Source organism: Pseudomonas sp. LB3P93, assembly GCF_054898025.1.
Map to the genome: position 1 here is coordinate 3,143,664 of NZ_CM142713.1, position 21,807 is coordinate 3,165,470.

A 21,807-nucleotide genomic window follows, 5' to 3' on the forward strand; every position below is an offset into this window, starting at 1 on the left:
GCTATTGACCGAACAAAGGCTTCCCATGAGTGAAGATGCACAAGATGTAGTACTCATTGTCGAGGATGACCCCTCGATTCTGATGGTATTGTCCGCTTACTTGTCGGGTGAGGGTTACCGGGTACTGCAGGCCGAAAACGGCGAGCAGGCCTTCGAAATACTGGCGAGCAAGCCACACCTGGACATGATGATCACTGACTTTCGCCTGCCCGGCGGGATTTCCGGCGTGCAGATCGCAGAGCCCGCCGTGAAGCTGCGACCGGAACTCAAAGTGATTTTTATCAGCGGTTATCCGCAGGAAATCCGCGAAACCGACAGCCCGATCACGCGCAAGGCGCCGATCCTCGGCAAACCGTTCGATCTGGATGTGTTGCAAGAGATCATGCAGGAAATGCTGTCTTAAACAGCCCCGAAGCCCCCGCCATGGGGGCTTTCAGATTCGGATCATCTCCCGCACTTTGGCCGTCAACAGGTCGAAGGTGAACGGCTTGGTGATCATCTGCATGCCAGGGTCGAGGAAGCCGCCGCGCACCGCCGCGTGTTCGGCATAACCGGTGATGAACAACACTTTCAGATCAGGCCGATACTGCCGACCGATTTCTGCCAGTTGCCGGCCATTCATTCCGGGCAATCCCACATCGCTGATCAACAGATCGATACGCTGGCCGGAGTCGAGAATCGGCACCGCGCTATCGGCATCGCCCGCTTCGACGAAGGCGTAGCCCAATTCACTCAGTACCGCACTGACCAGCACGCGTACCGCCGGATCATCCTCGACGATCAGCACGGTTTCACCGTTCTGGGCGTAAGGCGCGTGTGCAATATCGACCCGTGTGTCTTCGACCAGATCCCCGTTGTAGCGCGGCAGATAAAGACTCACCGTCGTGCCGTTACCCACTTCACTCTCGATGGTCACGTGGCCGTGGGACTGCTTGCTGAAACCGTAAATCATCGACAAGCCGAGACCCGTGCCCTGGCCGATCGGTTTGGTCGTGAAGAACGGGTCAAAAGCCCTGCTGATCGTGCCCTCCGGCATGCCGCAGCCGGTGTCGGTCACACTCAGTACCACGTAATCACCTGGTTGCAGGTTGCTGTGGACCTGAGTGAAGCCTTTGTCCAGGTGTTGATTTGAGGTGTTGACCACCAGTTTTCCGCCTTCAGGCATGGCGTCACGGGCGTTCAGCACGAGGTTGAGGAGGGCGCTTTCGAGTTGATTGGGGTCGGCCTCGGCCACCCACAGGTCCTCGCTCAGTTGCATGTCCAGCTGAATGCTTTCGTTGATGCTGCGCTGCAAGAGTTCGCCCATGGACACCACCAGGGTGTTCATTTCCACGGGTTTTGAATCCAGCGACTGGCGTCGTGAAAACGCCAGCAGACGATGAGTCAGGCCTGCCGCGCGATTGGCGGAGGTCACCCCCAGATCGATCAGGCCGTCCAGGTCCTCGGTGCGACCCCGGGCCAGGCGTCGACGCAGCAGCTCCAGGCTGCCGATGATGCCGGTCAGCATGTTGTTGAAGTCGTGCGCGATGCCGCCGGTGAGTTGGCCGACCGCTTCCATTTTTTGTGACTGGCGCAGGGCTTCTTCGTTGTGTCGCAGTTGGGCGGTACGTTCCTCAACCTGTTGTTCGAGGGTTTCCAGGGTGTTTTGCAGGCGCAGTTCGCTTTGGCTCAGATCAATCAACCGGTCCCTGGCTTCATACTGCCGTCGTCGTCCACGCAACGCGGTGGTGACCAGACTGATCAACGTGACCGGATGAAACGGGCGCTCGAGGAAGGTCACGTTGCCCAATTGCGGGCCGAGCCGCGACGCAGGGTTCTGTTCCGGACCGCCGTGGTGGGTCAGCAGTACGATCGGCAGGTCTGACCAGGCCGGTTGTTGCTCGATCAGGCCCAGCAGCGGTTCGAGATCACACCCCAACAAGGCTTCCGAAGAAATCAACAGCAGGCCGGCACCTTGCGCGAGTTCGCTGCACAGCGTGATCAGATCCCGTGTAACCAGGCCTTCGAATCCCGCCTCGTTTAGCATCATCAGCGCGATCTGGCTGTCGCGTCCCAGCGGCGCGAGGATGATCGCGCGCTCGGACATCGCCTCGGCCACCCTCACCGGACATCATCCTTGAGAAGTGGCTGGCTCGCGCCCAGATAAGTCGGTACGCCGCGCAACACACCCTGGAACGCGTCCAAAGGCTCACCGATCGTCATGCCCGTGCTGTTGATGCGATATTCGCGAATGGTCGATTCGTGGCTGCCGGTACGTTTCTTAATGATGGAAATGGCCCGGCGGACCTTGCCCAGGGCTTCGAAGTAACGCAAAAGAATCACCGTGTCAGCCAGATAAGTAATGTCGACCGGCGCCTGCATGTCCCCGACCAGCCCATGCTGGGCCACCGTCATGAACGTCGCGGCACCTCGGCGATTGAGGTACAGCAGCAGCTCGTGCATGTGCAGCACCAGTGCGTTTTCCTCGGGCATCGCGGCCTGATAGCCGTTGATGCTGTCGATCACCACTGTTTTGATTTCTCGCTCATCGACACACCGACGAACCCGGTGGGAGAACTCGCCGGGGGACAACTCAGCGGCGTCGACTTGCTCGATCAGCAGGTTGCCGGTGTCTTGCAGCGCTTGCAGGTCGATGCCCATGTTTTTCATGCGCTCGAACAGCAGTCCCAGTTCCTCGTCGAAGATAAACAGCGCGGCTTTCTCACCCCGGGAGACGGCGGCCGCAGCGAAGATCATCGAGATCAGCGACTTGCCAGTACCGGCCGGGCCGAGAATCAGCGTGCTGGAACCGGTCTCGATGCCACCGCCGAGCAGGGCGTCCATTTCCTTGATGCCGCTGGTCAACTGCTGGCGGTTGTAACCGCCGCGGTGTTCAGCGGCGACGAGACGAGGGAATACATGAACGCCGTCGCCCATGATGGTGAAGTCATGGAAACCGCCACGGTACTTCTGACCGCGGTACTTCACCACGCGGATCCGCCGGCGTTCGGCACCATAGTTGGGCGTCAGTTCTTCAAGGCGAACCACCCCGTGCGCCACACTGTGGACGGTCTTGTCGAGGGATTCGGTGGTCAGGTCGTCCAGCAACAGGACGGTGGCGTCGTAGCGCACGAAGTAATGCTTGATCGCCAAAATCTGCCGGCGATAACGCAGGGAACTCTGGGCCAGCAAGCGGATTTCGGAAAGGCTGTCGAGGACCACGCGGGTCGGCTTGACCCGTTCGACCACTTCGAAAATCTGTTTGGTCGCTTCGCCCAGCTCAAGGTCCGAGGAATACAGGAGGCTCTGCTGGTGGTCAGCATTGAGCAGGCTTTCAGGCGGGGTCAGCTCGAAGATGTGGATGTGTTCATCCAGCTCCCAACCGTGGGACAACGCCCCCTGGCGCAGTTCGCGCTCGGTTTCTGAAAGCGTGATGTACAACGAGCGCTCGCCGGCACGGGCGCCGGCCAACAGAAAATGCAAGGCGACGGTGGTTTTGCCGGTTCCGGGTTCACCCTCAAGCAAAAACACATGGCCGCGAGACAATCCACCGGCCAGGATGTCATCCAGACCTTCGATGCCGGTGGCGGCTTTTGCACTGAACAACTCGTTAGATGTAGACAAAAAAAACCCTCTCATGACTAGGGGAAGCGAGGCAGCAGGCCTGAAGTGCCTGAATGGACTGCCTGATCACTTGACCTTTTGCCGTTGCGACGGTTCAACCTTTTTGTTGGCGTGATGGCGGGTGCCGTTACAAGCCTTGCTGCAACGCCGGATCATCGGGATTGAGTTGTTCCAGTTGCGCCAAAAGAATCTGCACGTTCTGCAGTTGTCCGCTTTCCTTCCAGTAATTGATCAACAGCACCCGCGCCTTGCGGTCGGCGGGATGGCGCTGAACGATCTCCTGCAGCTGCTTTTGCGCCGCTTCCAGTTCTTGCTCGCCATGCAGGGTAGTCGCCAGGTCGTAGCGGTAATCCTTGTTGTTCGGCTCGATCTCGACCGCTTTGGACAGACCGAGCAGGGCGAACTCACTTTGCCCGTGATGCAGCAACCAGAGCCCCAGGGCGTGTTGCAGGTAGGCTGAGTCGGGTTGAGCCTTCAACTGTTTCGCCAGCAATTGCCGGGCGGCGTCGCTTTGGCCTTGCTTATCCAGCACTTCAATCTGCATGACCAGCGCCGGCAAATTGACCGGGGCTAGCTGCAACGAGCGCTCCAGCGCCTGCTGTGCCTCTTTCAATTCGCTGTTGTGCAGGTGCAGGCGGGCCAGTTGGTATTGGGTTTCGGCGCTTTCCGGCTGGCTCTTCAGGACCTGTTCCCAAGCATCGATGGCTTGCTCCAACGGCCCGAAATACAAGCCCAGGTCATCCGGCGACAAGCCCAACAGCGCGTTGATCGCGGCAGACCGGACGCTTTGTTCGCCGTCATCCAGCAACGGCCCGATCAGAAGACTGCGCTGCCCACTGGGCACCAGTCCGCCGATGCTTTTGATTGCGGCAATGCGCACGTCAGCCGAGGAGTTTTGCAGGTCTGCGTCCGCCAGTTTCAGGGCTTGAGGGCTGGGGTAATTAGGCAGTTCGGCGTGCAGCCAGACACGACGCTTGGGCGACAGGTCAGGGCGACCCAATTGCTGGTACAGAACCCGTGCGGCTCCCGGTTGCCCGGCGCGCGCCTGGGTCAACGCTTCGCTGTAACCACGTTTGATGGCTTCCGGCACCACGGGTGTCGTGCTGCGCAGCAAAAACCAGGCAAGAGCGAAGGCGAACAGGACACAGAGGCTGATGAGCAAGTAGCGGCGGGACTGGGGCATGCAGGAATCCGGGGGCTGGCGGCTTTTGCAAAGTTGTCAGCTTCGGTCAGGTGGGCGTGTGAGTCAAACCCTGACTCAGTTCAATGCAGACGAATTTCCCTACAGCTCGCGTCTGCCGCCTGCTGGCCACCATCAACCCCAGTTACACCTGGGTCAAGCTGGCGCAACGGGTGCCGGTGCGGATTCAGATCGATGCCGACTATGCAGGCAAAAATAAGCTGCGGTCGGGGACGACGGCCACCGTAACCGTCATGGAAAACCACAAATCTCAACATCAGCCCTAATCCCCTGTGGGAGCGAGCCTGCTCGCGATGACGGAGGCACATTCAACGATGATGGTGACTGACCCACCGCTATCGCGAGCAGGCTCACTCCCACAGGGGGACGGTGGTGCATTCAAAATTGTGCAGGCAAAAAAAAGCCCCGCGACCGAATGAGGCGCAGGGCTAAAAAATTGGTCGGTTGCGGCCAACCAAAGGAGCTCTTTAAAAATTTACTTGCTGGCGACCGTCTCTGGTTGCCAGCCACCGCCAAGGGCTTTGTAAATCGCGACAATGCCGCGATACAGATCGGTTTCGGCCAGGGCTTGGGTATCTTCGGCCGCCAGGCGCTCACGCTGGGCATCCAGCAGGACGAGGAAGTCCACGGTGCCTTCGCGGTAGCGAATTTCGGCCAGGTCTGCGGCGGCACGGCTTGCTTCGCTTTGACGGATCAGCGAAATCAACCGTTGCTGACGTTTGCCGTAATCGCTGAACGCGTTTTCCGATTCTTCCAGTGCCAGCAGCACTTGCTGCTCGTAGGTTGCGAGCGCGCCTTCGGCATCGGCATCGGCGCCGCGCAGACGGGCCCGCACGCTGCCCAGGTCAAACGCTGCCCAGGTAATGCTTGGGCCGAGCGCCCAGGCATTGGCTGCCGCGGAACCGATTTGCGAACCCCGCCCGGCGGTGAAGCCAAGGAAACCGCTGAGGCTGACCCGAGGGAACAAATCAGCCTTGGCCACGCCGATACGGGCAGTGGCCGAAGCCAGTTTGCGCTCGGCGCTGAGGATGTCCGGACGACGTTGCAGCAATTCACCCGGATCACCGATCGGCAACGCCTTGGCAATCGCCGGCAAGTCTTTTGGACTCAAGTCGACGGTCAGCTTGTCCGGGCGCTCACCTAGCAGGGTGGCGATACGGTTTTTCTGCCGAACCTGTTCGGCCTGCAACTGCGGCACGCTGGCTTCGACCGAGGCGAGGCGTGCATCGGCACGCTCCACGTCCAGTTGATCGCCGACGCCGGCATCACGCAGGCTTTCGGTGATCTTGCGCGATTCCTGCTGGTTGTTAAGGTTGGCCAGGGCAATCTTTTCACGCAGTTGTGCACCGCGCAGTTGACCGTAGGCGTCCACCAGTTCGGCAATCATGGTGACTTGCAGTTGGTACAGATCGGCTTCGGCCGCTTGCTGTTCGGCGTCGCTGGATTCCAGGTTGCGCTGGATACGGCCAAACAAGTCCAGTTCCCAGGCCATGTCCAGGCCCAGGTCGTAGCGTTCGCTGTTGACCCGTTTGGTGGTCTGGCCTGGAATCTGACCCTTGCCCAAATCACTGCTGACGCGGCTGGTGATGGTCGGCATGGCGTCATTGCTGACGTCATCGCGGATCGCCCGGGCCGCTTTCCAGCGGGCGAAGGCGACGCGCAAGTCACGGTTACCCTGCAGCGATTGGGTCACCAACTGGTTGAGGGTCGGGTCTTCGAACTGCTGCCACCAGATGCCTTCGAAACGCGTGCGGTCGAAGTTCTTCTGGCCGGCAGCACCATCGGTGGCGGTGGTGATGTTCGCCGGCTCAGTGGCTGGGGTCTTGTAGTCCGGGCCGACGGCACAGGCACTCAGTGCCAGTACCAGAAGGCTCGGCAGGAAGGCTTTCAGGCTCATTGTTGCGCCTCCAGTTTCAGGGCCTTGGCCGCTTTGCGCTTTTCACCGCGCTCCACAAAGTTACGAATCAATACGTAGAACACTGGCGTCAGCAACAGGCCGAAGAAGGTCACCCCGAGCATCCCGGAGAACACCGCCACACCCATGGCATGACGCATTTCGGCACCGGCACCGCTGGAGAAGACCAGAGGCACAACACCCATGATGAACGCGAAGGAGGTCATCAGGATCGGCCGCAGACGCAGACGGCAGGCTTCCAGTACCGCGGCGAGCGGGCTGAGGCCTTCGTCTTGCTGTTTATCCTTGGCAAACTCGACGATCAGAATCGCGTTCTTACACGCAAGTCCCACCAGTACGATCAATCCGATCTGGGTGAAGATGTTGTTGTCGCCTCCCGAAGCAATCACACCGGTGATGGCCGACAGCAGGGTCATCGGTACGATCAGGATCACCGCCAGTGGCAGGCTCCAGCTTTCGTACTGAGCCGCGAGCACCAGGAACGCCAGCAATACGCAGAGCGGGAACACGAACAGCGCGGTGTTGCCGGACAGAATCTGCTGGTAGGTCAGGTCGGTCCACTCGTAGGTCATGCCGTTAGGAAGTTCTTCCTTGAGCAGTTTCTCGATGGCTTTTTCGGCCTGGCCGGAGCTGTAGCCGGGGGCTGCCGCGCCGTTGATTTCAGCGGTGATGAAGCCGTTGTAGTGCATCACGCGGTCCGGGCCCGAGGTGTCGCTGACCTTGATGAAGGTCGCCAGCGGGATCATCTCGCCTTTGTTGTTACGCACTTTCAGCTGACCGATCTGGTCCGGTTCGAGACGGAACTGCTGTTCAGCCTGAACGTTGACCTGATAAGTACGACCAAAGCGGTTGAAGTCGTTGGCATACAGCGAACCCAGGTAGATCTGCAGGGTGTCGAAGATGTCGCTGACGGCCACGCCGTGGGTCTTGGCTTTTTCCCGGTCGATGGCGGCATCGACCTGTGGCACGTTCACGGTGTAGCTGGTGAACAGGGCGGCCAGTTCCGGCACGTTGTGACTCTTGGTGATGATGTTCATGGTTTCTTTGTACAGCTCGTCATAGCCCAGGTTGCCCCGGTCCTCGATCTGCAGGCGGAAACCACCGATGGTGCCCAGGCCTTGTACCGGCGGCGGCGGGAAGATCGCCATGTAGGCTTCTTGAATCCCGGCGAACTGGCCGTTCAATGCACCGGCAATCGCACCGGCGGACATGCTCGGGTCCTTGCGCTCGTCAAACGGTTTCAGGGTCACAAACACGATGCCGGCGTTTGGACTGTTGGTGAAGCCGTTGATCGACAGGCCCGGGAAGGCCACCGCACTTTCCACGCCAGGCTGTTTCAGGGCCAGGTCGGACATGCGTTTGATCACGTCTTCGGTACGGTCCAGGCTCGAGGCGTCCGGCAGTTGCGCGAAGGCGACCAGGTATTGCTTGTCCTGGCCGGGTACGAAACCGGTCGGGGTGCTGGAGAAACCGAAGAAGGTCAACACCATCAGGCCTGCGTACACCAGCAGGGCAATACCGCTGCTGCGGATAACCCGGCCTACAGTGCCGACATAACCATGGCTGGCCTTGTCAAAGAAGCGGTTGAACGGACGGAACAGCCAGCCACCGAAGATTTTGTCGAGGACCCTGGAGAAACGGTCTTTCGGTGCGTCATGGCTTTTGAGCAACACAGCAGCCAGTGCAGGCGACAGGGTCAGCGAGTTGAACGCCGAGATCACGGTCGAGATTGCAATGGTCAAAGCGAACTGCTTATAGAACTGACCGGTCAAGCCAGAGATGAAGGCCGCCGGGATAAACACCGCACACAACACCAGCGCGGTCGCGATGATCGGGCCGGTCACTTCACGCATGGCCCGTTTGGTCGCTTCGACCGGAGTCAGTCCCAGCTCAATGTTTCGCTCGACGTTCTCCACCACCACGATGGCGTCGTCCACAACGATACCGATGGCCAATACCAATCCGAACAGTGACAAGGCGTTCAACGAGAAGCCGAACAGGTGCATCACGGCAAACGTACCGATCAGCGAAACCGGCACCGCCACCAAAGGAATGATCGAGGCGCGCCAGGTTTGCAGGAACAGGATCACCACCAGAACAACGAGGATCAGTGCTTCGAAGAGGGTGTGAACCACCGCCTCGATGGAGCCGCGCACGAAGATCGTCGGGTCATAGACGATGCTGAAGTCCATGCCTTCCGGGAAGTTCTTCTTCAGCTCGGCCATTTTCTCCCGAACGTCGTTGGAGATCTGAATCGCGTTGGAGCCAGGGCGCTGGAAGATCGGGATCGCCACTGCCGGCTGGTTGTTCAGCAACGAACGCAACGCGTACTGGCTGGAACCCAACTCAATGCGAGCGATGTCTTTCAGGCGCGTGATTTCACCGTTGTCGCCGGAGCGAATGATGATGTTCTCGAACTCTTCTTCAGAAACCAGACGGCCCTGAGTGTTGACAGACAGCTGAAACGCAGTGGCATTCGGTGCAGGCGGCGCACCCAGTGCACCGGCAGCGACCTGGCGGTTCTGTTCACGGATCGCGGTCACTACGTCGGTCGCAGTCAGATTGCGCGAAGCGGTTTTGTTCGGATCAAGCCAGACCCGCAGCGAATAGTCGCCCATACCGAACAGCTGCACGTCACCGACACCGCCCAGACGCGCCAGCTCATCCTTGATGTTGAGCAAGGCGTAGTTGGACAGGTAGAGCATGTCGTAGCGTTTGTCCGGCGAGGTCAAGTGCACAACCATGGTCAGGTCGGGCGACGCCTTGTCCACGGTGATACCGATGCGCGTCACTTCTTCTGGAAGTTTCGGCTCGGTCCGGGTCACGCGGTTCTGGACCTGTACCTGTGCATTGTCCAGGTCGGTGCCCAGGGCAAAGGTAATGGTCAGGGTGATCTTGCCGTCAGCGGTGGACTGCGAGGACATGTACAGCATGTTCTCGACGCCGGTGATGGCTTGCTCCAACGGAGCGGCCACGGTTTCACCGATGACTTTCGGGTTGGCACCCGGGAAGTTGGCACGGACCACAACGGTCGGTGGCACGACTTCCGGGTATTCGCTGATCGGCAACTGGAACAGCGAGATGGCACCGGCGATCAGGATCAGCAGCGACAGTACCGCTGCGAAGATCGGCCGTGAGATGAAGAATTGGGAAAAATTCATCGGAGTTGTCGTCCCTTAACCGCGTGGAGTCGCAGCAGCCAGTTTCACAACCGAACCCGGCGCGACCTTGGCAGGTGCGACTTGGGGCAGGTTGCTGGCTTCCAGCGCTTGTCGTTGTTGTGCGAGTGCCGCGAGGGTTTGTTCACTGGCCATCGGGATCACTTCAGGGGTGACCGGCGAGCCAGGGCGAACCCGTTGCAGACCCTTGACGATGACGGTGTCATCCTTGTTCAGGCCGCTTCGCACTATGCGCAAACCTTCGATCTTCGGTCCCAGCTCGACGGAGCGATAAGCCGTTTTGTTGTCGGCATCCATCACCAGCACGAATTTTTTGCCCAGGTCGGTACCGACGGCTTCGTCGTTGATCAGCACGGCGGAGTAGGTGCCGCTGCCGACCAGTTTCAGGCGGGCATACAGACCAGGGGTGTACTGTCCGTCGGCGTTATCAAAGACAGCGCGACCGCGGATGGTGCCGGTTTTCGGGTTGACCTGGTTGTCGACGAAGTTCATCACGCCCTGGTGCGGGTTGCCGTCTTCGTTGGACAGACCGAGGTAAACCGGGGTGGTGGCACCGCGTTTGCCCTGACGAGCGAGCTGGGTGTATTTGAGGAACACGCGCTCGTCGGCGTCGAAGTAGGCGTAGACCTTGTCGGTGGAAACGACGCTGGTCAGCGCGGTGGTATCGGCGGTCACCAGGTTGCCGGCGGTGATTTCCGCACGGCTGACGCGACCACTGATTGGCGCGGTGACACGGGTGAAGCTCAGATTCAGCTTGGCCAGGTCCAGTTGAGCCTGGACGGCACCGACGGCGGCGCGAGCTTCCTGGGAAGCACTAGTGCGCGAATCGGCGAGTTCAGCAGAGATTGCGTTGCTGGTGCGCAAGCGTTCGCCACGCTGGGCTTCGTTTTCGCTGCGGGTGGCATTGGCGCGACCCTGGGCAACCAGTGCTTCGAGGCGGCGGACCTCAGCCTGGAACGGGCGTGGATCAATCTGGAACAGCAAGTCACCTTTCTTGACCAGCGCACCTTCAGTGAAGGCCACTTCATCAATCTGGCCGGAGACCCGTGGACGAATTTCTACGGTTTCTGGCGCTTCAAGGCGCCCGGTGAATTCGTCCCACTCGTTGACCGGTTGTTCCAGTACCTTGGCGACACTGACTTTCGCCGCAGGCATGGTAGCGGCAGACTCCGGAGCCTTGCCGCAAGCGCTCATCACCACTACGGCCAACATGGCCAACGGGAAGCGCAAATGTTTGAGTGACTGTTCCATGGATGCATCCGCCAATGTATTGAGATGGGCGGATGATGAGCGGCGGTGTGGTATCGCACGAATCGAATGAAGCGAAGGTAACTATCATTCGGAATGATATGAGGCCGAAGCGAGCCCTCTAGCATGCGCTTCGGGTTGGAAAGCGATCAATGGGGTTGATGACAATTCTGTATTGCGGGGAGTGCAAGGGCGGTATTGAAATGGGTGTTGCTGCTGGCGATCCATCTCTTCCTGCAGCATCTTTCGAGCGACTGTTACTACTCGTTTTTCCACCCTTCGTTATCAGGCAAGATACTGCGCCATTGATTGACCCAGCTCATCAAATACCAGTGAAATTCGCCGTACTCGCCGCATATCCTGGTGCATGGCGATCCAGATATCCACGCTGAAGTCGACGAGGTCGGGCAACACGCGAATCAGTCCGTGGCATTGCGCCAGTTGGCTCGAACAGACGCCGATACCCAGGCCGGCTTTGAGTAAAGCGAACTGCGCGAGGTGATCGTCGGTTCTAATAGCTGCGCGCTCAGGGGTGCAGACGTACCCATTACGGCCGAGAAATTCTATTTCTCCATGATTGCGATCTGGTCCGATAAGCGAATAGTGGGTTAATTCATCCAGATTGCTTGGCCGTCCGCTTTGTTCGAGTAACTCTGACGCTGCGTACAATCCAACCCGGAGATCTCCCAAATGACGGGTTACTACGCCGGCGTCTCTGGGGCGGCCAATGCGTACTGCGACATCGGACTCCTTCAATGCCAAAGCCTCCAGCCGGTTCGATACGCTCAATTCAACCTCTACTTTTGGATGTGCGACGCGGATTGTTCTTAGCATCGGAGGGAGCACTTCAATCCCGAGCAACTTGCTGCTCGTGAGCCGTACAGTCCCGCCTGCTTGGCAAGCCTCTGCGGATGCGGCACGAGCAAACGCCTCAGCAGCCAGTGCCATTGATTCGACATGGCTGACTAGATCTCTGGCGGTATCGGTGGGGGTCAGGCCTGTCGGAGAACGTATAAAGAGGCTGACACCCACAGTATGCTCCAGCGCCTCGATGCGCCGCCGCGCAGTTGCCTGTGCGATCCCTAACAAGCGTGCAGCACCAGAAAGGCTGCCGGTTCGGAGCACCGCCAAAAATGCCCGTTGGGTCTCCCATTGTAGTTGCGGCGAGGTCATACATTTCCTATGAGCGGGTAGGCAGCTTTGGATAATTCTAATTAGCCAAATATTACCTCATGCTTGAGGGAGATCATCGTCCCATCATCAAGCGCGTGACGCGTAAAGGAATCTCTACTCATGAAGTTAGTCGGTCGATGCCGTTGTGGCGCAGTGACGTATACGTCAGTCCAGGACGTACAAATGGCGATCTACGCTTGCCACTGTCGTGACTGCCAAACCTGGAGCGGCAGTAGCTTTTCGTTGCATGCGCTGATGCCCGAAGATGCTTTTATCGTGAGCGGGAAGCTGGTTGATTACTCGTACGATGCAAACGCGCAGCGCAGTTCTCACTATCTGTGCAGTGTGTGCCATACCCGCATCTACAACACGACCTCAGCAGCACCGGGCATGTGGGTTCTGCGTGTCGGAACGCTCGACGACAGTCCAGAAGTTGCACCAATGGCGCATATCTGGATTCAGCATAAGCAGTCTTGGCTGCTGCTGCCGGCTGGCACGCCGAGTTGGCCCCAGAGCCCTAGTCCAGAAGCCTTCAATGAGATTGTCGCTCGGGCACTGCGAGCCGCGAGCGTTGTGCCGCAAACTGTCAAGGTGGCTCCCGAAACGGAGTTTGAGTTTTGACGTTGCGTCCCGAGGAAAAGATGCTGAACCGAGTCGGCGAATTGACCAAGGGGGATAAAAATGCTTCCGTTCAGCAGGTACCTGGAAACGGCCTCTTAGGGAGATGATGTCAGCTCATTTTTAGTTGAACACCATCATTAGCCTTTTCAAGCGGACGTCCATGCCACAAGAACGTCATTCCAACCGTTCTATTAGAGCTCAATCCCGACCTCATCTGCCGTAGCGATGCCATGTGCGAGGGTTCGCGGCAGGCACATCTTTATGATTTGACCTAGCTCGTTGGGACAGTCTGATGTTTGCACTAAGCATTCAGCGCGGATGCTTTCGACTGCTAGCCCGTCTTGCGCACACATCCCTGACACTTGCACACATAGACGATGGAGTAGAACGATTTTGACAGATTGCAATAGACTTTGAAAATGTCGCTTCGCCTAACAAAATTGGGCCTGAGAGGGGCGATTTTGCGGCCATTTTCATAGACTGTCCGGATCGCCAAAGAACATCTGAATCCGCGACCGCAACCATCGCTCACCCGGATCATTATCCTGCGACCCGCGCCACGCCATGTGCAGTTCAAAGCTGCGCACCGGCAACGGCGGGTCTTCAGCCCGCACACCACCAGCTGCGGTCAACGCATCAGCCGTGTAATCCGGCACCGTCGCGACAATGTCGGTGCCGCTGATGAGCGTGCTGAGCCCGTTGAACTGCGGCACCGCGAGCACCACATGACGCTTGCGCCCGAGCTTTTCCAGTTCTTCATCTATAAAGCCGCTCAGGTCGCCAGCAAACGACACCAGCGCATGGGGGCGGGCGCAGAAGTCATCCAGGCTCAACGGACCCGGCACCGTGTCGGCACGCAACAGCTTCGGCATGCTGCGACGCAGCACCTTGCGCTTGGCGTTGGCCGGCAGGTCGGCGGTGTAGCTGACGCCGATGGAGATCTCGCCCGAGGCCAGCAGGCTCGGCATCAGGATGTAGTTGGCCCGACGCACCACCAGCACGATCCCCGGCGATTCCGCGCGCAAGCGTTTGAGCAGCATCGGCAACAGCGCGAACTCGACATCGTCCGACAGGCCAATGCGGAACACCGCCGTACTGGTCGCCGGATCGAATTCCGCCGCACGGCTGACCGCGGTAGAAATCGAATCCAGTGCCGGAGAGAGCAGGGCGAAGATTTCCACCGCGCGGGCGGAAGGCTCCATGCTGCGCCCGGTTCGCACGAATAACGGATCATCAAACAGCCCGCGCAGGCGCGAGAGCGCCGCACTGATGGCCGGCTGACCGAGGAACAACTTCTCCGCAGCGCGGGTCACACTGCGTTCATGCATCAATGTTTCGAAAACGATCAACAGGTTCAGGTCGACACGACGCAGGTCATTACGATTCATCTGGAGTCCTGGCAGAGTCATCAAGCTTGACGAGAGCGGCCATATGAGAACAATGGCCGGCATGAATCTTACGGGGAAAGGCTGCTACTCTGCACCGAATAATTCAGTTTCCCTGGAACGGCTACCCGGATTTTTACGATAACCGTTGATCCTGTGGATGCTGCGGAATCAATGACAGGCATGTCGACTATTAATAGCCACTGATAGTCTTGGGTAGAAAGCCCAGATAGAGTTCAGGGCATTAGAGGTTTCTTTGACGAGGTTTGCGATGTCCCGCACGATTCGTTTTCACAAGTTTGGTCCAGCCGAGGTGCTCAAATGCGAAGAGCATGCGGCCGCTCTCCCTGCGCCGGGCGAAGTGCAGGTGCGCGTCGAGGCGATTGGCATCAGCTGGTACGACATTCTCTGGCGCCAGAACCTGGCCTCATCCCACGCTCGCCTGCCTTCTGGTCTTGGCCATGAAATGTCCGGCGTCGTAACGGCGGTCGGCGAGGGCGTCGATGACCTGGCAGTCGGTGACAAGGTCGCCAGCTTCCCGGCTGAAAGCCCGAACGACTATCCGGTCTACGGCGAGCAGATTGTTTTGCCTCGCTCAGCACTGACCCGTTACCCGGATGATGTGCTCAGCCCGATTGAAGCCAGCGTGCATTACACGCCGCTGCTGATTGCCTACTTCGCTTATGTCGATCTGGCGCGTGTCAAACCTGGGCAGTTTGCCTTGGTGACCGATGCGAGCCACTGTGCCGGTCCGTCCTTTGTGCAACTGGGCAAGGCATTGGGTGTGCGGGTTATTGCTGCCACCAAGACCGCTGAAGAACGTGAGTACCTGCTGTCGCTGGGTGCCGAAAAAGTAATCGTCACCGAGGAAGAAGATCTGCTCATGCGGATCAACAAAATCACCGATAACCGCGGTGTCGATGTGGTGTTCGATGGCCTCGGCGGCCCGCAGATGTCACTGCTCGGCGATGTGCTCGCGCCTCGTGGCAGCCTGGTGTTGTACGGCCTGCAAGGCGGTAACCAGACGCCGTTCCCGGCCTGCGCAGCGTTCCAGAAGAATATTCAATTCTTCGTTCACTGTATCGGCAACTTCACCGGCAAGCCGGAACTGGGCATCATTCAGGACCAGGTCGCACTGCAACGTGCCTTGCGTGACATCAACCAGCTGACCGCTGACCGCGTGCTGCTGCCGCTCAAGACTCGGGTCTTCCCGTTTTCCGAGTTTGTCGAGGCGCACCGCTACATGGACGAATGCCCGTGTCGCGAACGGGTCGCCCTCCAGGTCGAACCGGCCTGATACCCCTGAAAAAGTCCGTGCTTGCACGGACTTTTTCATTCCCCCTCCGAAAACCCGAGACATCCCGTCAACCTGCGACGGGTCAGTTCAGCAACTGAACTGGTTTTTGCTCTCAATCTGTATCTTCTAATCACCCTATAAGCCCCGATAATTGAATGATTACTTTCATCTCAAGGAATGAGCTATGGCTGGGTATCGGATAGATACTGTTCATCGCGCGCCAGCAATACAAACTCAACAAATAACGCGTTATCGATCAATTGCCGAAAAATTAATGGCGACTTCTTTCCTTATTTCTCGTGCTACATGTCTGTGGGACGCTGTCGGATATTTCCTAGGATCTCGCGAGCGGCCTCAAGGCGCTTGCTCTGTGGGGCTTTGCGGCAATCGCTCATTGGCGGGATCACCAGTAAGCTCGATTCATTTCAAATAATTACCGAAAAACTAAGTGTTAGCATTTGATATCAAGCACAACACTTTAATCATGACAGGCAGCCGTTTGCGCAATGCATACAGTTGTTTGCGTGACATCGAACCTATGCGTAACAGGTAAACAATGATGACCCATACCCATGAGCAGGCAATGAACTATGTTTATCAGCAAGTACTGCAGCGACTGCTGAGTTTTTTCTCACGTGCCGAACGCACCGCATTGCAGTTGATGATTCAGCGCCTGGTGGTCGCCGCGGGTGGCATGGAGCGCATCGGCGAATACAAGGTGTTGGCGATCCAGTCCGGGGGCCGCGACAGTTGTTACACGCTTGCGCTGCTGCGTGCCGCACAACTGAGCATCGCCGGGCGGGCACCTGCGACGTTCCAGCTGCGCGTGGCGACCTTGCGCACGAACGCGGCAAGCGCGACGGCACTTGAAAACATCCATCACAGCTGCAGTGCGTTGTTTCTCTACGACGATCCTCGGGTCGAAGTGATGATGGTCGATAATCGTGAAGTCCTGCCGTTCAGCCACCTGACGCCGATCTCCGAAGCCGGTCTTGAGTCGAATCGCCTCAATCTATTGATGGTTGGCCACCGTCGAGCCTGGAACGGACCGCTCGACCTGTGGGATGACGGTTACCTGGCAGCCGGCGAGTTCTATGGGCAAATCTCCCGTTGGGAGCGGGGCGTCGATGCGTTGGTCAGTAGCGATACCCCTCGCCAGCAAAAGCAGTTCATGGATGGGTTGAACCGTGCGGCGCAAAAGGCCGGTCTAAACGCGTCGAGTTACCCTGAATCCGGTTACGAAGCGCTGTTCGCACGACTGGATGAACTGGGCAGCGATTGCTACCGCGAGTTTTATCCAGAACATGCCCAGTCCGAGTGGCGCCCGGCCGAAAGTTTTGAGGCGTGTCGGCGCACGACCTACATCGATATCCACGACATGCTCGTCAGCAACCTGGAAGATCGCTGGCCACTGCTGACCGATTTCCTCGGGTTTCAACCTGATGAGCTGGCGGCTCAGCTCAGTGATAACGAATTCGTCAGCCTTCCGATTTCCGCGCACGTTCGGGGGCTCGAAGCCTGTTTCATTTACGGTCGCACGTATGAAGCGGGCGTTGCCGAATACGTGCAGCGGGCCTTGGTCATGATGCGTCGTAAACAGATTCCCGAGCGCTTTTGTGAGATGGCAATGGAGACGCTTGGCACTCCGGCGACAATGACCGACCAGCGAGCATTGGCGATGGCCGAGGCCCAGAAGAACCTCGGTTTGAGCGAGGCTCAACTGGTGTGTTTGCTGTTCGCGCCCTTTGTCGAGAACGGCGCCTCGCTTGAGCGTTTTCTACGCCAGTGCCATCCCGGGATGCTCGTTGCGTTGCCTGATCTGCACCGAGCGATGCAGGGCAACCCGGCGCCCGAACAGGTTCTGCAATGGATGGTTGACGTCAGCGGGTTGCCCGTCAGTTTGATCGGCACGCTTTACCGCATGGGACCGGTGGCCAGGGCAGAGGAACCCGGCACGGCAATCGATGATGCGGGAATGCAAGCGTCGGACGCCGCCGCGAATGGCGAACGGTCAACGGGTCGTTGAAAGTGTCCGGCTTTACCGCGTCCACCCATAAGCGCTGCGTCTTCGGTCATTACCCATGAAAGGCCCACGCGAGACCGACTTCGCTTATCAGGCGGTGTACCGTTACCTGACTAACCTCATCAACGAGCCGGTCAGCGACACGCGAGTCCGTCTTCCTTCATTGCGGCAGTTGGCGGACCGTCTGAGCGTGTCGATTTCCACTATCCAGTACGCCTACTCGCTGCTGGAAAAGGAAGGGCGGGTGTATTCGGTCGCCAAATCCGGTTATTACGCGCTGCCCGTGTCATCCATTCGCCCGCTCAGCAGCGGCAATGACCTGCTCGAAACGGTCTATGTGAATGCCAGGCGTCCAGGAATGCTGGTGTTGAGCGCGGATGAACCGGCGTTGTTGCAGCCTCTGGACAGCCCGTTACTGCTACTGGAAAGAGAACTGCTGCGTCAGTATCCGCGCCAGCCGCAACCGACTTCTCAACCTTGCGGTGAACTGGAACTGCGCGCCGCTCTGGCCGCGCGCTATACCTCCTCACCGGCACGCTGCTGGCACGCCGATGAGGTTTATATCGGTGCCGATTTGCGTGGCGTCCTGGAGATGCTGATCGCCGTGTTGTGTCTCAAGGACGCCAAGGTTGTCGTCGAATCGCCCTGCGACTGGACCATATTGCGCTTGCTCCAGGATGCTGATGTCCACGTCATCGAGCTGCCTTTACAAGCCAATGGCAGCCTGGATCTTGACCATCTGACGCAACTCCTGGAGACCGAGCCCGTTCGGCTGGTCATGCTTTCATCCGGCCTCAGCATGCCCCGCGGCAGCGTGGCTTCCCATAGCAACAGGCAGTCAGCCGCTCAACTACTGGAGCGTCATGGCAGTTGGGTGTTGGAGAACGACTGCCACGGCGAACTTGAATTCGAGCCCGGCGGCCTGCGGTTTCGCGATCTGTTGAACCCGGATCGGTTGATTGTTTTCTCTACCTTCGAAAAATCCATCGGGCCGGAGGCCCCCTATGGCTATCTGCTTTCACGGCAACTGAGCGTCGAACTTCAGCGGCATTTCTTGTTGCGTTCGTTCCGATTGTCGCCGATTCGCCAGAAAGCCATCGCACGGCTGTACAGCAACGGCCGAATCGATCAGCACCTGGTGGTCTTGCGACGGCTGCTAAGGGATCGCAAAGTCCACATGACCCAGCTGTTGCAGGAGCGCCTGAGTGATGCCTTGCACTTCGTCGAACCCTTGGGTGGTGCGACGATCTGGGTCCGGTCATTGCGCCAGGTCGATGTACGCCGGGTGTTCAATCGCCTGCTCAGACAGCAGGTGGTGATCGCGCCAGGGGAGCTGTTCAGCCTTCAGGGGTTGCACGCGCAACACTTGCGCCTGAGTCATACCTTCGGCGGCGACCACGATCTCGCGGCGGCCATGGGTTTGTTGGGCGATGCGTTGCGTCTGGAATCGATCGATTGAGCAGGGCCGGGGCTTTGGAGATTGATAACATTTCGCTCGGGATCGATAACGTCGCGCCGCGGTCAAACTGCCAGTAAACTGCGTTCCTATTCCTGAACCACTCTATTCCAGAGGTTTTGCATGACACTCAGTCCTTTTGCGGGCAAACCGGCACCGGCAGAACTGTTGGTCGACATCCCGCGACTGGTAACGGCCTATTACACCGGCCAGCCTGATGCCGCCATCTCTACCCAGCGCGTAGCCTTCGGTACGTCCGGACACCGAGGCAGCTCGTTCGACCTGAGTTTCAACGAATGGCACGTTCTGGCGATCAGCCAGGCGATCTGCCTGTACCGCGAAGCACAGGGCATCGACGGTCCACTGTTCGTCGGCATCGATACCCACGCACTGTCCACTCCGGCCGGCGCCAGCGCCCTGGAAGTGCTGGCCGCGAACGGCGTCACCGTGATGATCGCCGAGGGTGACGAATACACGCCGACCCCGGCCATTTCCCACGCGATTCTTTGCTACAACCGCGGCCGTACTTCGGGCCTGGCGGACGGTATCGTCATCACCCCGTCGCACAATCCGCCGCAAAGCGGTGGCTACAAATACAACCCCACCAACGGCGGGCCGGCCGATACCCACATCACCAAGTGGATCGAAGCCAAGGCCAATGAGCTGCTGGCCAACAAGCTGGCCGGCGTCAAACGCATCAGCTACGAGCAGGCGCTGAAGGCCAGCACGACCCATCGTCACGATTACCTCAACACTTATGTTGCCGACCTGATCAACGTGATCGACTTCGACGCCATCCGTGACGCCAAGCTGCGTCTGGGTGTCGATCCGCTGGGCGGAGCAGGGGTGCGCTACTGGTCGGCGATTGCCGAGCATTACCGTCTGGACCTGGAAGTGGTCAACAAACAGGTCGATCCGACGTTCCGTTTCATGACGGTCGACTGGGACGGTCAAATCCGCATGGACCCATCGTCGAGCCATGCCATGCAAGGCCTGATCGGTCTGAAAGAGCGCTTTGACGTAGCATTCGGCTGCGACCCGGATCACGATCGCCATGGCATCGTGACCCCGTCCGGTGGTCTGTTGGCGCCGAACAGCTACCTCGCCGTGTCTATCGACTACCTGTTCCAGAACCGTCCGCAGTGGCGCGCCGACGCTGCCGTGGGCAAAACCGTGGTCAGCAGCGGCATGATCGATCGTGTCGCCAAGCGTCTGGGACGTCGACTGTACGAAGTGCCGGTCGGCTTCAAATGGTTTGCTGACGGTCTGTTCGACGGATCTCTGGGCTTTGGCGGCGAAGAAAGCGCCGGTGCCTCGTTCCTGCGCAAGGACGGTGGCGTCTGGAGTACCGACAAGGACGGCTTGATTCCGGCATTGCTGGCCGCAGAAATGACCGCTCGCACCGGTCGCGACCCGAGCCAGGCCTACCGTGCATTGACCGACGAGCTCGGCGAACCGTTCTCGGTACGCGTCGACGCCAAGGCCAATCCTGAACAGAAAGCCTTGCTGAGCAAGCTGTCACCGGATCAGGTCACCTCGACCGAACTGGCCGGCGAAGCGATCCAGAGCATCCTCAGCCATGCGCCGGGCAACGACCAGGCCATCGGTGGTTTGAAAGTCATGACCGAGAACGGCTGGTTCGCGGCACGGCCTTCGGGCACCGAGGACATCTACAAGATCTACGCCGAGAGTTTCGTCAGTGACGAACATCTCAAGCAGTTGGTTGCAGAAGCTCAGACCCTCGTGGATGGCGCGATTTCTGCGAAGTGAGTGACGGCCCCATCGCGGGCAAGACCGCTCCTACAGGGTTTTGCGCAATTCTTGTGGGAGCGGGCTTGCCCGCGATGGCGTCAGTGCTGTCACCTACGATCATGAAAAAGGGGCGACCATAACGGTCGCCCCTTTTTTTGCCCTGCGTTTACCCGATCAAGCCAGATCCACCAACACGATCTCACTGTCTTCAATGGCGGTAACCCGCAACACCTGCTCCTCAGCCACGGCCACACCGTCTCGAGCTTGTGCACGCAAGCCATTGACTTCAATGACACCGGTAGCCGGAACCAGGTAAGCGCGACGGCCACTGTCCAGGCGATATTCGGCGGACTCACCAGCCTTCAGGTTCGCCGCCACCAGTCGTGCATCGGCGCGGATTCGCAGGCTTTGATCGTCACCCGTCTTACCGCTGGCCAAGGTCACGAAACCTTCGCGCTGGCCTTTCGGGAAGGGCTTGGCGCCCCAGGAAGGTGCCAGACCGGACTCGTTCGGGATGATCCAGATCTGAAAGATCCTGGTTTCGCCCGCTTCCAGGTTGTATTCGCTGTGCGCAATCCCGGTGCCGGCGCTCATGACCTGAACGTCGCCCGCTTCGGTGCGACCCTTGTTACCAAGGTTGTCCTCGTGGGTAATTGCACCCTCACGAACGTAGGTGATGATTTCCATGTCCCGGTGCGGATGTTTCGGGAAACCGGTACCCGAGGCGATCACGTCGTCGTTCCATACCCGCAGGTTGCCCCAATTCATACGTTTCGGGTCGTGGTACTCGGCGAACGAAAAGTGGTGATGCGCATCCAACCAGCCATGGTGGGCGCCGCCCAGCGAGTTGAAAGGTCTGAGTTCAAGCATGATCGTCTCCTGAAAAGGTTCGTCATGGGGCAGAGCGCCTGGGCCACGAAACGAGAACCGGTGGTTGATGGCGGGCATCATCTA

15 protein-coding genes and 1 pseudogene are annotated in these 21,807 nt (G+C 58.8%); 7 read left to right on the top strand and 9 right to left on the bottom strand.

Annotated features, from left to right (window positions below; all coding sequences use genetic code 11):
• The first annotated feature begins 25 nt into the window (after nucleotides 1-25).
• A complete protein-coding gene (locus tag ACYZT8_RS14300; RefSeq protein WP_131058583.1) occupies nucleotides 26-403 on the top strand; it encodes a response regulator in 378 nt (125 codons plus the stop codon).
• Between the two features lie 30 nt (nucleotides 404-433).
• Here ACYZT8_RS14300 and ACYZT8_RS14305 read toward each other — a convergent pair whose 3' ends face one another.
• The 3 genes from ACYZT8_RS14305 to ACYZT8_RS14315 form a co-directional block, all read right to left on the bottom strand.
• Nucleotides 434-2,086, bottom strand: a complete 1,653-nt coding sequence (locus tag ACYZT8_RS14305; RefSeq protein ID WP_461982468.1) for an ATP-binding protein — start codon at nucleotides 2,084-2,086, stop codon at nucleotides 434-436.
• Nucleotides 2,087-2,100: 14 nt separating this feature from the next.
• A complete protein-coding gene (locus ACYZT8_RS14310; RefSeq protein ID WP_461982084.1) occupies nucleotides 2,101-3,603 on the bottom strand; it encodes an ATPase domain-containing protein in 1,503 nt (500 codons plus the stop codon).
• Between the two features lie 127 nt (nucleotides 3,604-3,730).
• A complete protein-coding gene (locus ACYZT8_RS14315; RefSeq protein WP_461982086.1) occupies nucleotides 3,731-4,786 on the bottom strand; it encodes a tetratricopeptide repeat protein in 1,056 nt (351 codons plus the stop codon).
• Nucleotides 4,787-4,902: 116 nt separating this feature from the next.
• On the opposite strand from ACYZT8_RS14315, the pseudogene ACYZT8_RS14320 reads away from it, so the two are divergent.
• Nucleotides 4,903-5,070, top strand: a pseudogene (locus ACYZT8_RS14320) (HlyD family secretion protein); the annotation flags it as partial.
• A gap of 209 nt (nucleotides 5,071-5,279) precedes the next feature.
• Here ACYZT8_RS14320 and ACYZT8_RS14325 read toward each other — a convergent pair.
• The 4 genes from ACYZT8_RS14325 to ACYZT8_RS14340 all read right to left on the bottom strand — a co-directional run bounded on the left by ACYZT8_RS14325 (nucleotide 5,280) and on the right by ACYZT8_RS14340 (nucleotide 12,319).
• On the bottom strand, nucleotides 5,280-6,701 hold the full coding sequence (locus tag ACYZT8_RS14325) for an efflux transporter outer membrane subunit (protein ID WP_461982088.1): 1,422 nt from the start codon (nucleotides 6,699-6,701) through the stop codon (nucleotides 5,280-5,282).
• A complete protein-coding gene (locus ACYZT8_RS14330) occupies nucleotides 6,698-9,880 on the bottom strand; it encodes an efflux RND transporter permease subunit (RefSeq protein ID WP_461982090.1) in 3,183 nt (1,060 codons plus the stop codon). The genes ACYZT8_RS14325 and ACYZT8_RS14330 overlap by 4 nt, the downstream gene beginning before the upstream one ends.
• Before the next feature lie 15 nt (nucleotides 9,881-9,895).
• Complete coding sequence (mexE, locus tag ACYZT8_RS14335; protein WP_461982092.1) at nucleotides 9,896-11,149, bottom strand: multidrug efflux RND transporter periplasmic adaptor subunit MexE; 1,254 nt, start codon at nucleotides 11,147-11,149, stop codon at nucleotides 9,896-9,898.
• A gap of 282 nt (nucleotides 11,150-11,431) precedes the next feature.
• Nucleotides 11,432-12,319 (bottom strand): LysR family transcriptional regulator, encoded by an 888-nt coding sequence (locus ACYZT8_RS14340; RefSeq protein WP_461982094.1) that lies wholly within the window; start codon nucleotides 12,317-12,319, stop codon nucleotides 11,432-11,434.
• A gap of 183 nt (nucleotides 12,320-12,502) precedes the next feature.
• Between ACYZT8_RS14340 and ACYZT8_RS14345 the strand changes: the two genes are divergently transcribed.
• Nucleotides 12,503-12,940, top strand: a complete 438-nt coding sequence (locus tag ACYZT8_RS14345) for a GFA family protein (RefSeq protein ID WP_461982096.1) — start codon at nucleotides 12,503-12,505, stop codon at nucleotides 12,938-12,940.
• A gap of 473 nt (nucleotides 12,941-13,413) precedes the next feature.
• Here ACYZT8_RS14345 and ACYZT8_RS14350 read toward each other — a convergent pair whose 3' ends face one another.
• Nucleotides 13,414-14,328 (bottom strand): LysR family transcriptional regulator, encoded by a 915-nt coding sequence (locus ACYZT8_RS14350; RefSeq protein WP_461982098.1) that lies wholly within the window; start codon nucleotides 14,326-14,328, stop codon nucleotides 13,414-13,416.
• Nucleotides 14,329-14,596: 268 nt separating this feature from the next.
• Here ACYZT8_RS14350 and ACYZT8_RS14355 point away from each other — a divergent pair, with 268 nt between their 5' ends.
• From ACYZT8_RS14355 to pgm, 4 genes are all read left to right on the top strand, one after another.
• Nucleotides 14,597-15,622, top strand: coding sequence for a zinc-dependent alcohol dehydrogenase family protein (locus tag ACYZT8_RS14355; RefSeq protein WP_461982100.1), 1,026 nt, complete (start codon nucleotides 14,597-14,599; stop codon nucleotides 15,620-15,622).
• A 559-nt stretch (nucleotides 15,623-16,181) separates the two neighbouring features.
• Nucleotides 16,182-17,648, top strand: a complete 1,467-nt coding sequence (locus tag ACYZT8_RS14360; protein ID WP_461982102.1) for a hypothetical protein — start codon at nucleotides 16,182-16,184, stop codon at nucleotides 17,646-17,648.
• A 55-nt stretch (nucleotides 17,649-17,703) separates the two neighbouring features.
• Complete coding sequence (locus ACYZT8_RS14365; RefSeq protein WP_461982104.1) at nucleotides 17,704-19,104, top strand: aminotransferase-like domain-containing protein; 1,401 nt, start codon at nucleotides 17,704-17,706, stop codon at nucleotides 19,102-19,104.
• Nucleotides 19,105-19,224: 120 nt separating this feature from the next.
• On the top strand, nucleotides 19,225-20,871 hold the full coding sequence (gene pgm / locus ACYZT8_RS14370; protein ID WP_461982106.1) for a phosphoglucomutase (alpha-D-glucose-1,6-bisphosphate-dependent): 1,647 nt from the start codon (nucleotides 19,225-19,227) through the stop codon (nucleotides 20,869-20,871).
• A gap of 156 nt (nucleotides 20,872-21,027) precedes the next feature.
• Here pgm and ACYZT8_RS14375 read toward each other — a convergent pair whose 3' ends face one another.
• Nucleotides 21,028-21,723, bottom strand: a complete 696-nt coding sequence (locus ACYZT8_RS14375) for a pirin family protein (protein WP_461982108.1) — start codon at nucleotides 21,721-21,723, stop codon at nucleotides 21,028-21,030.
• Nucleotides 21,724-21,807: the final 84 nt, after the last annotated feature.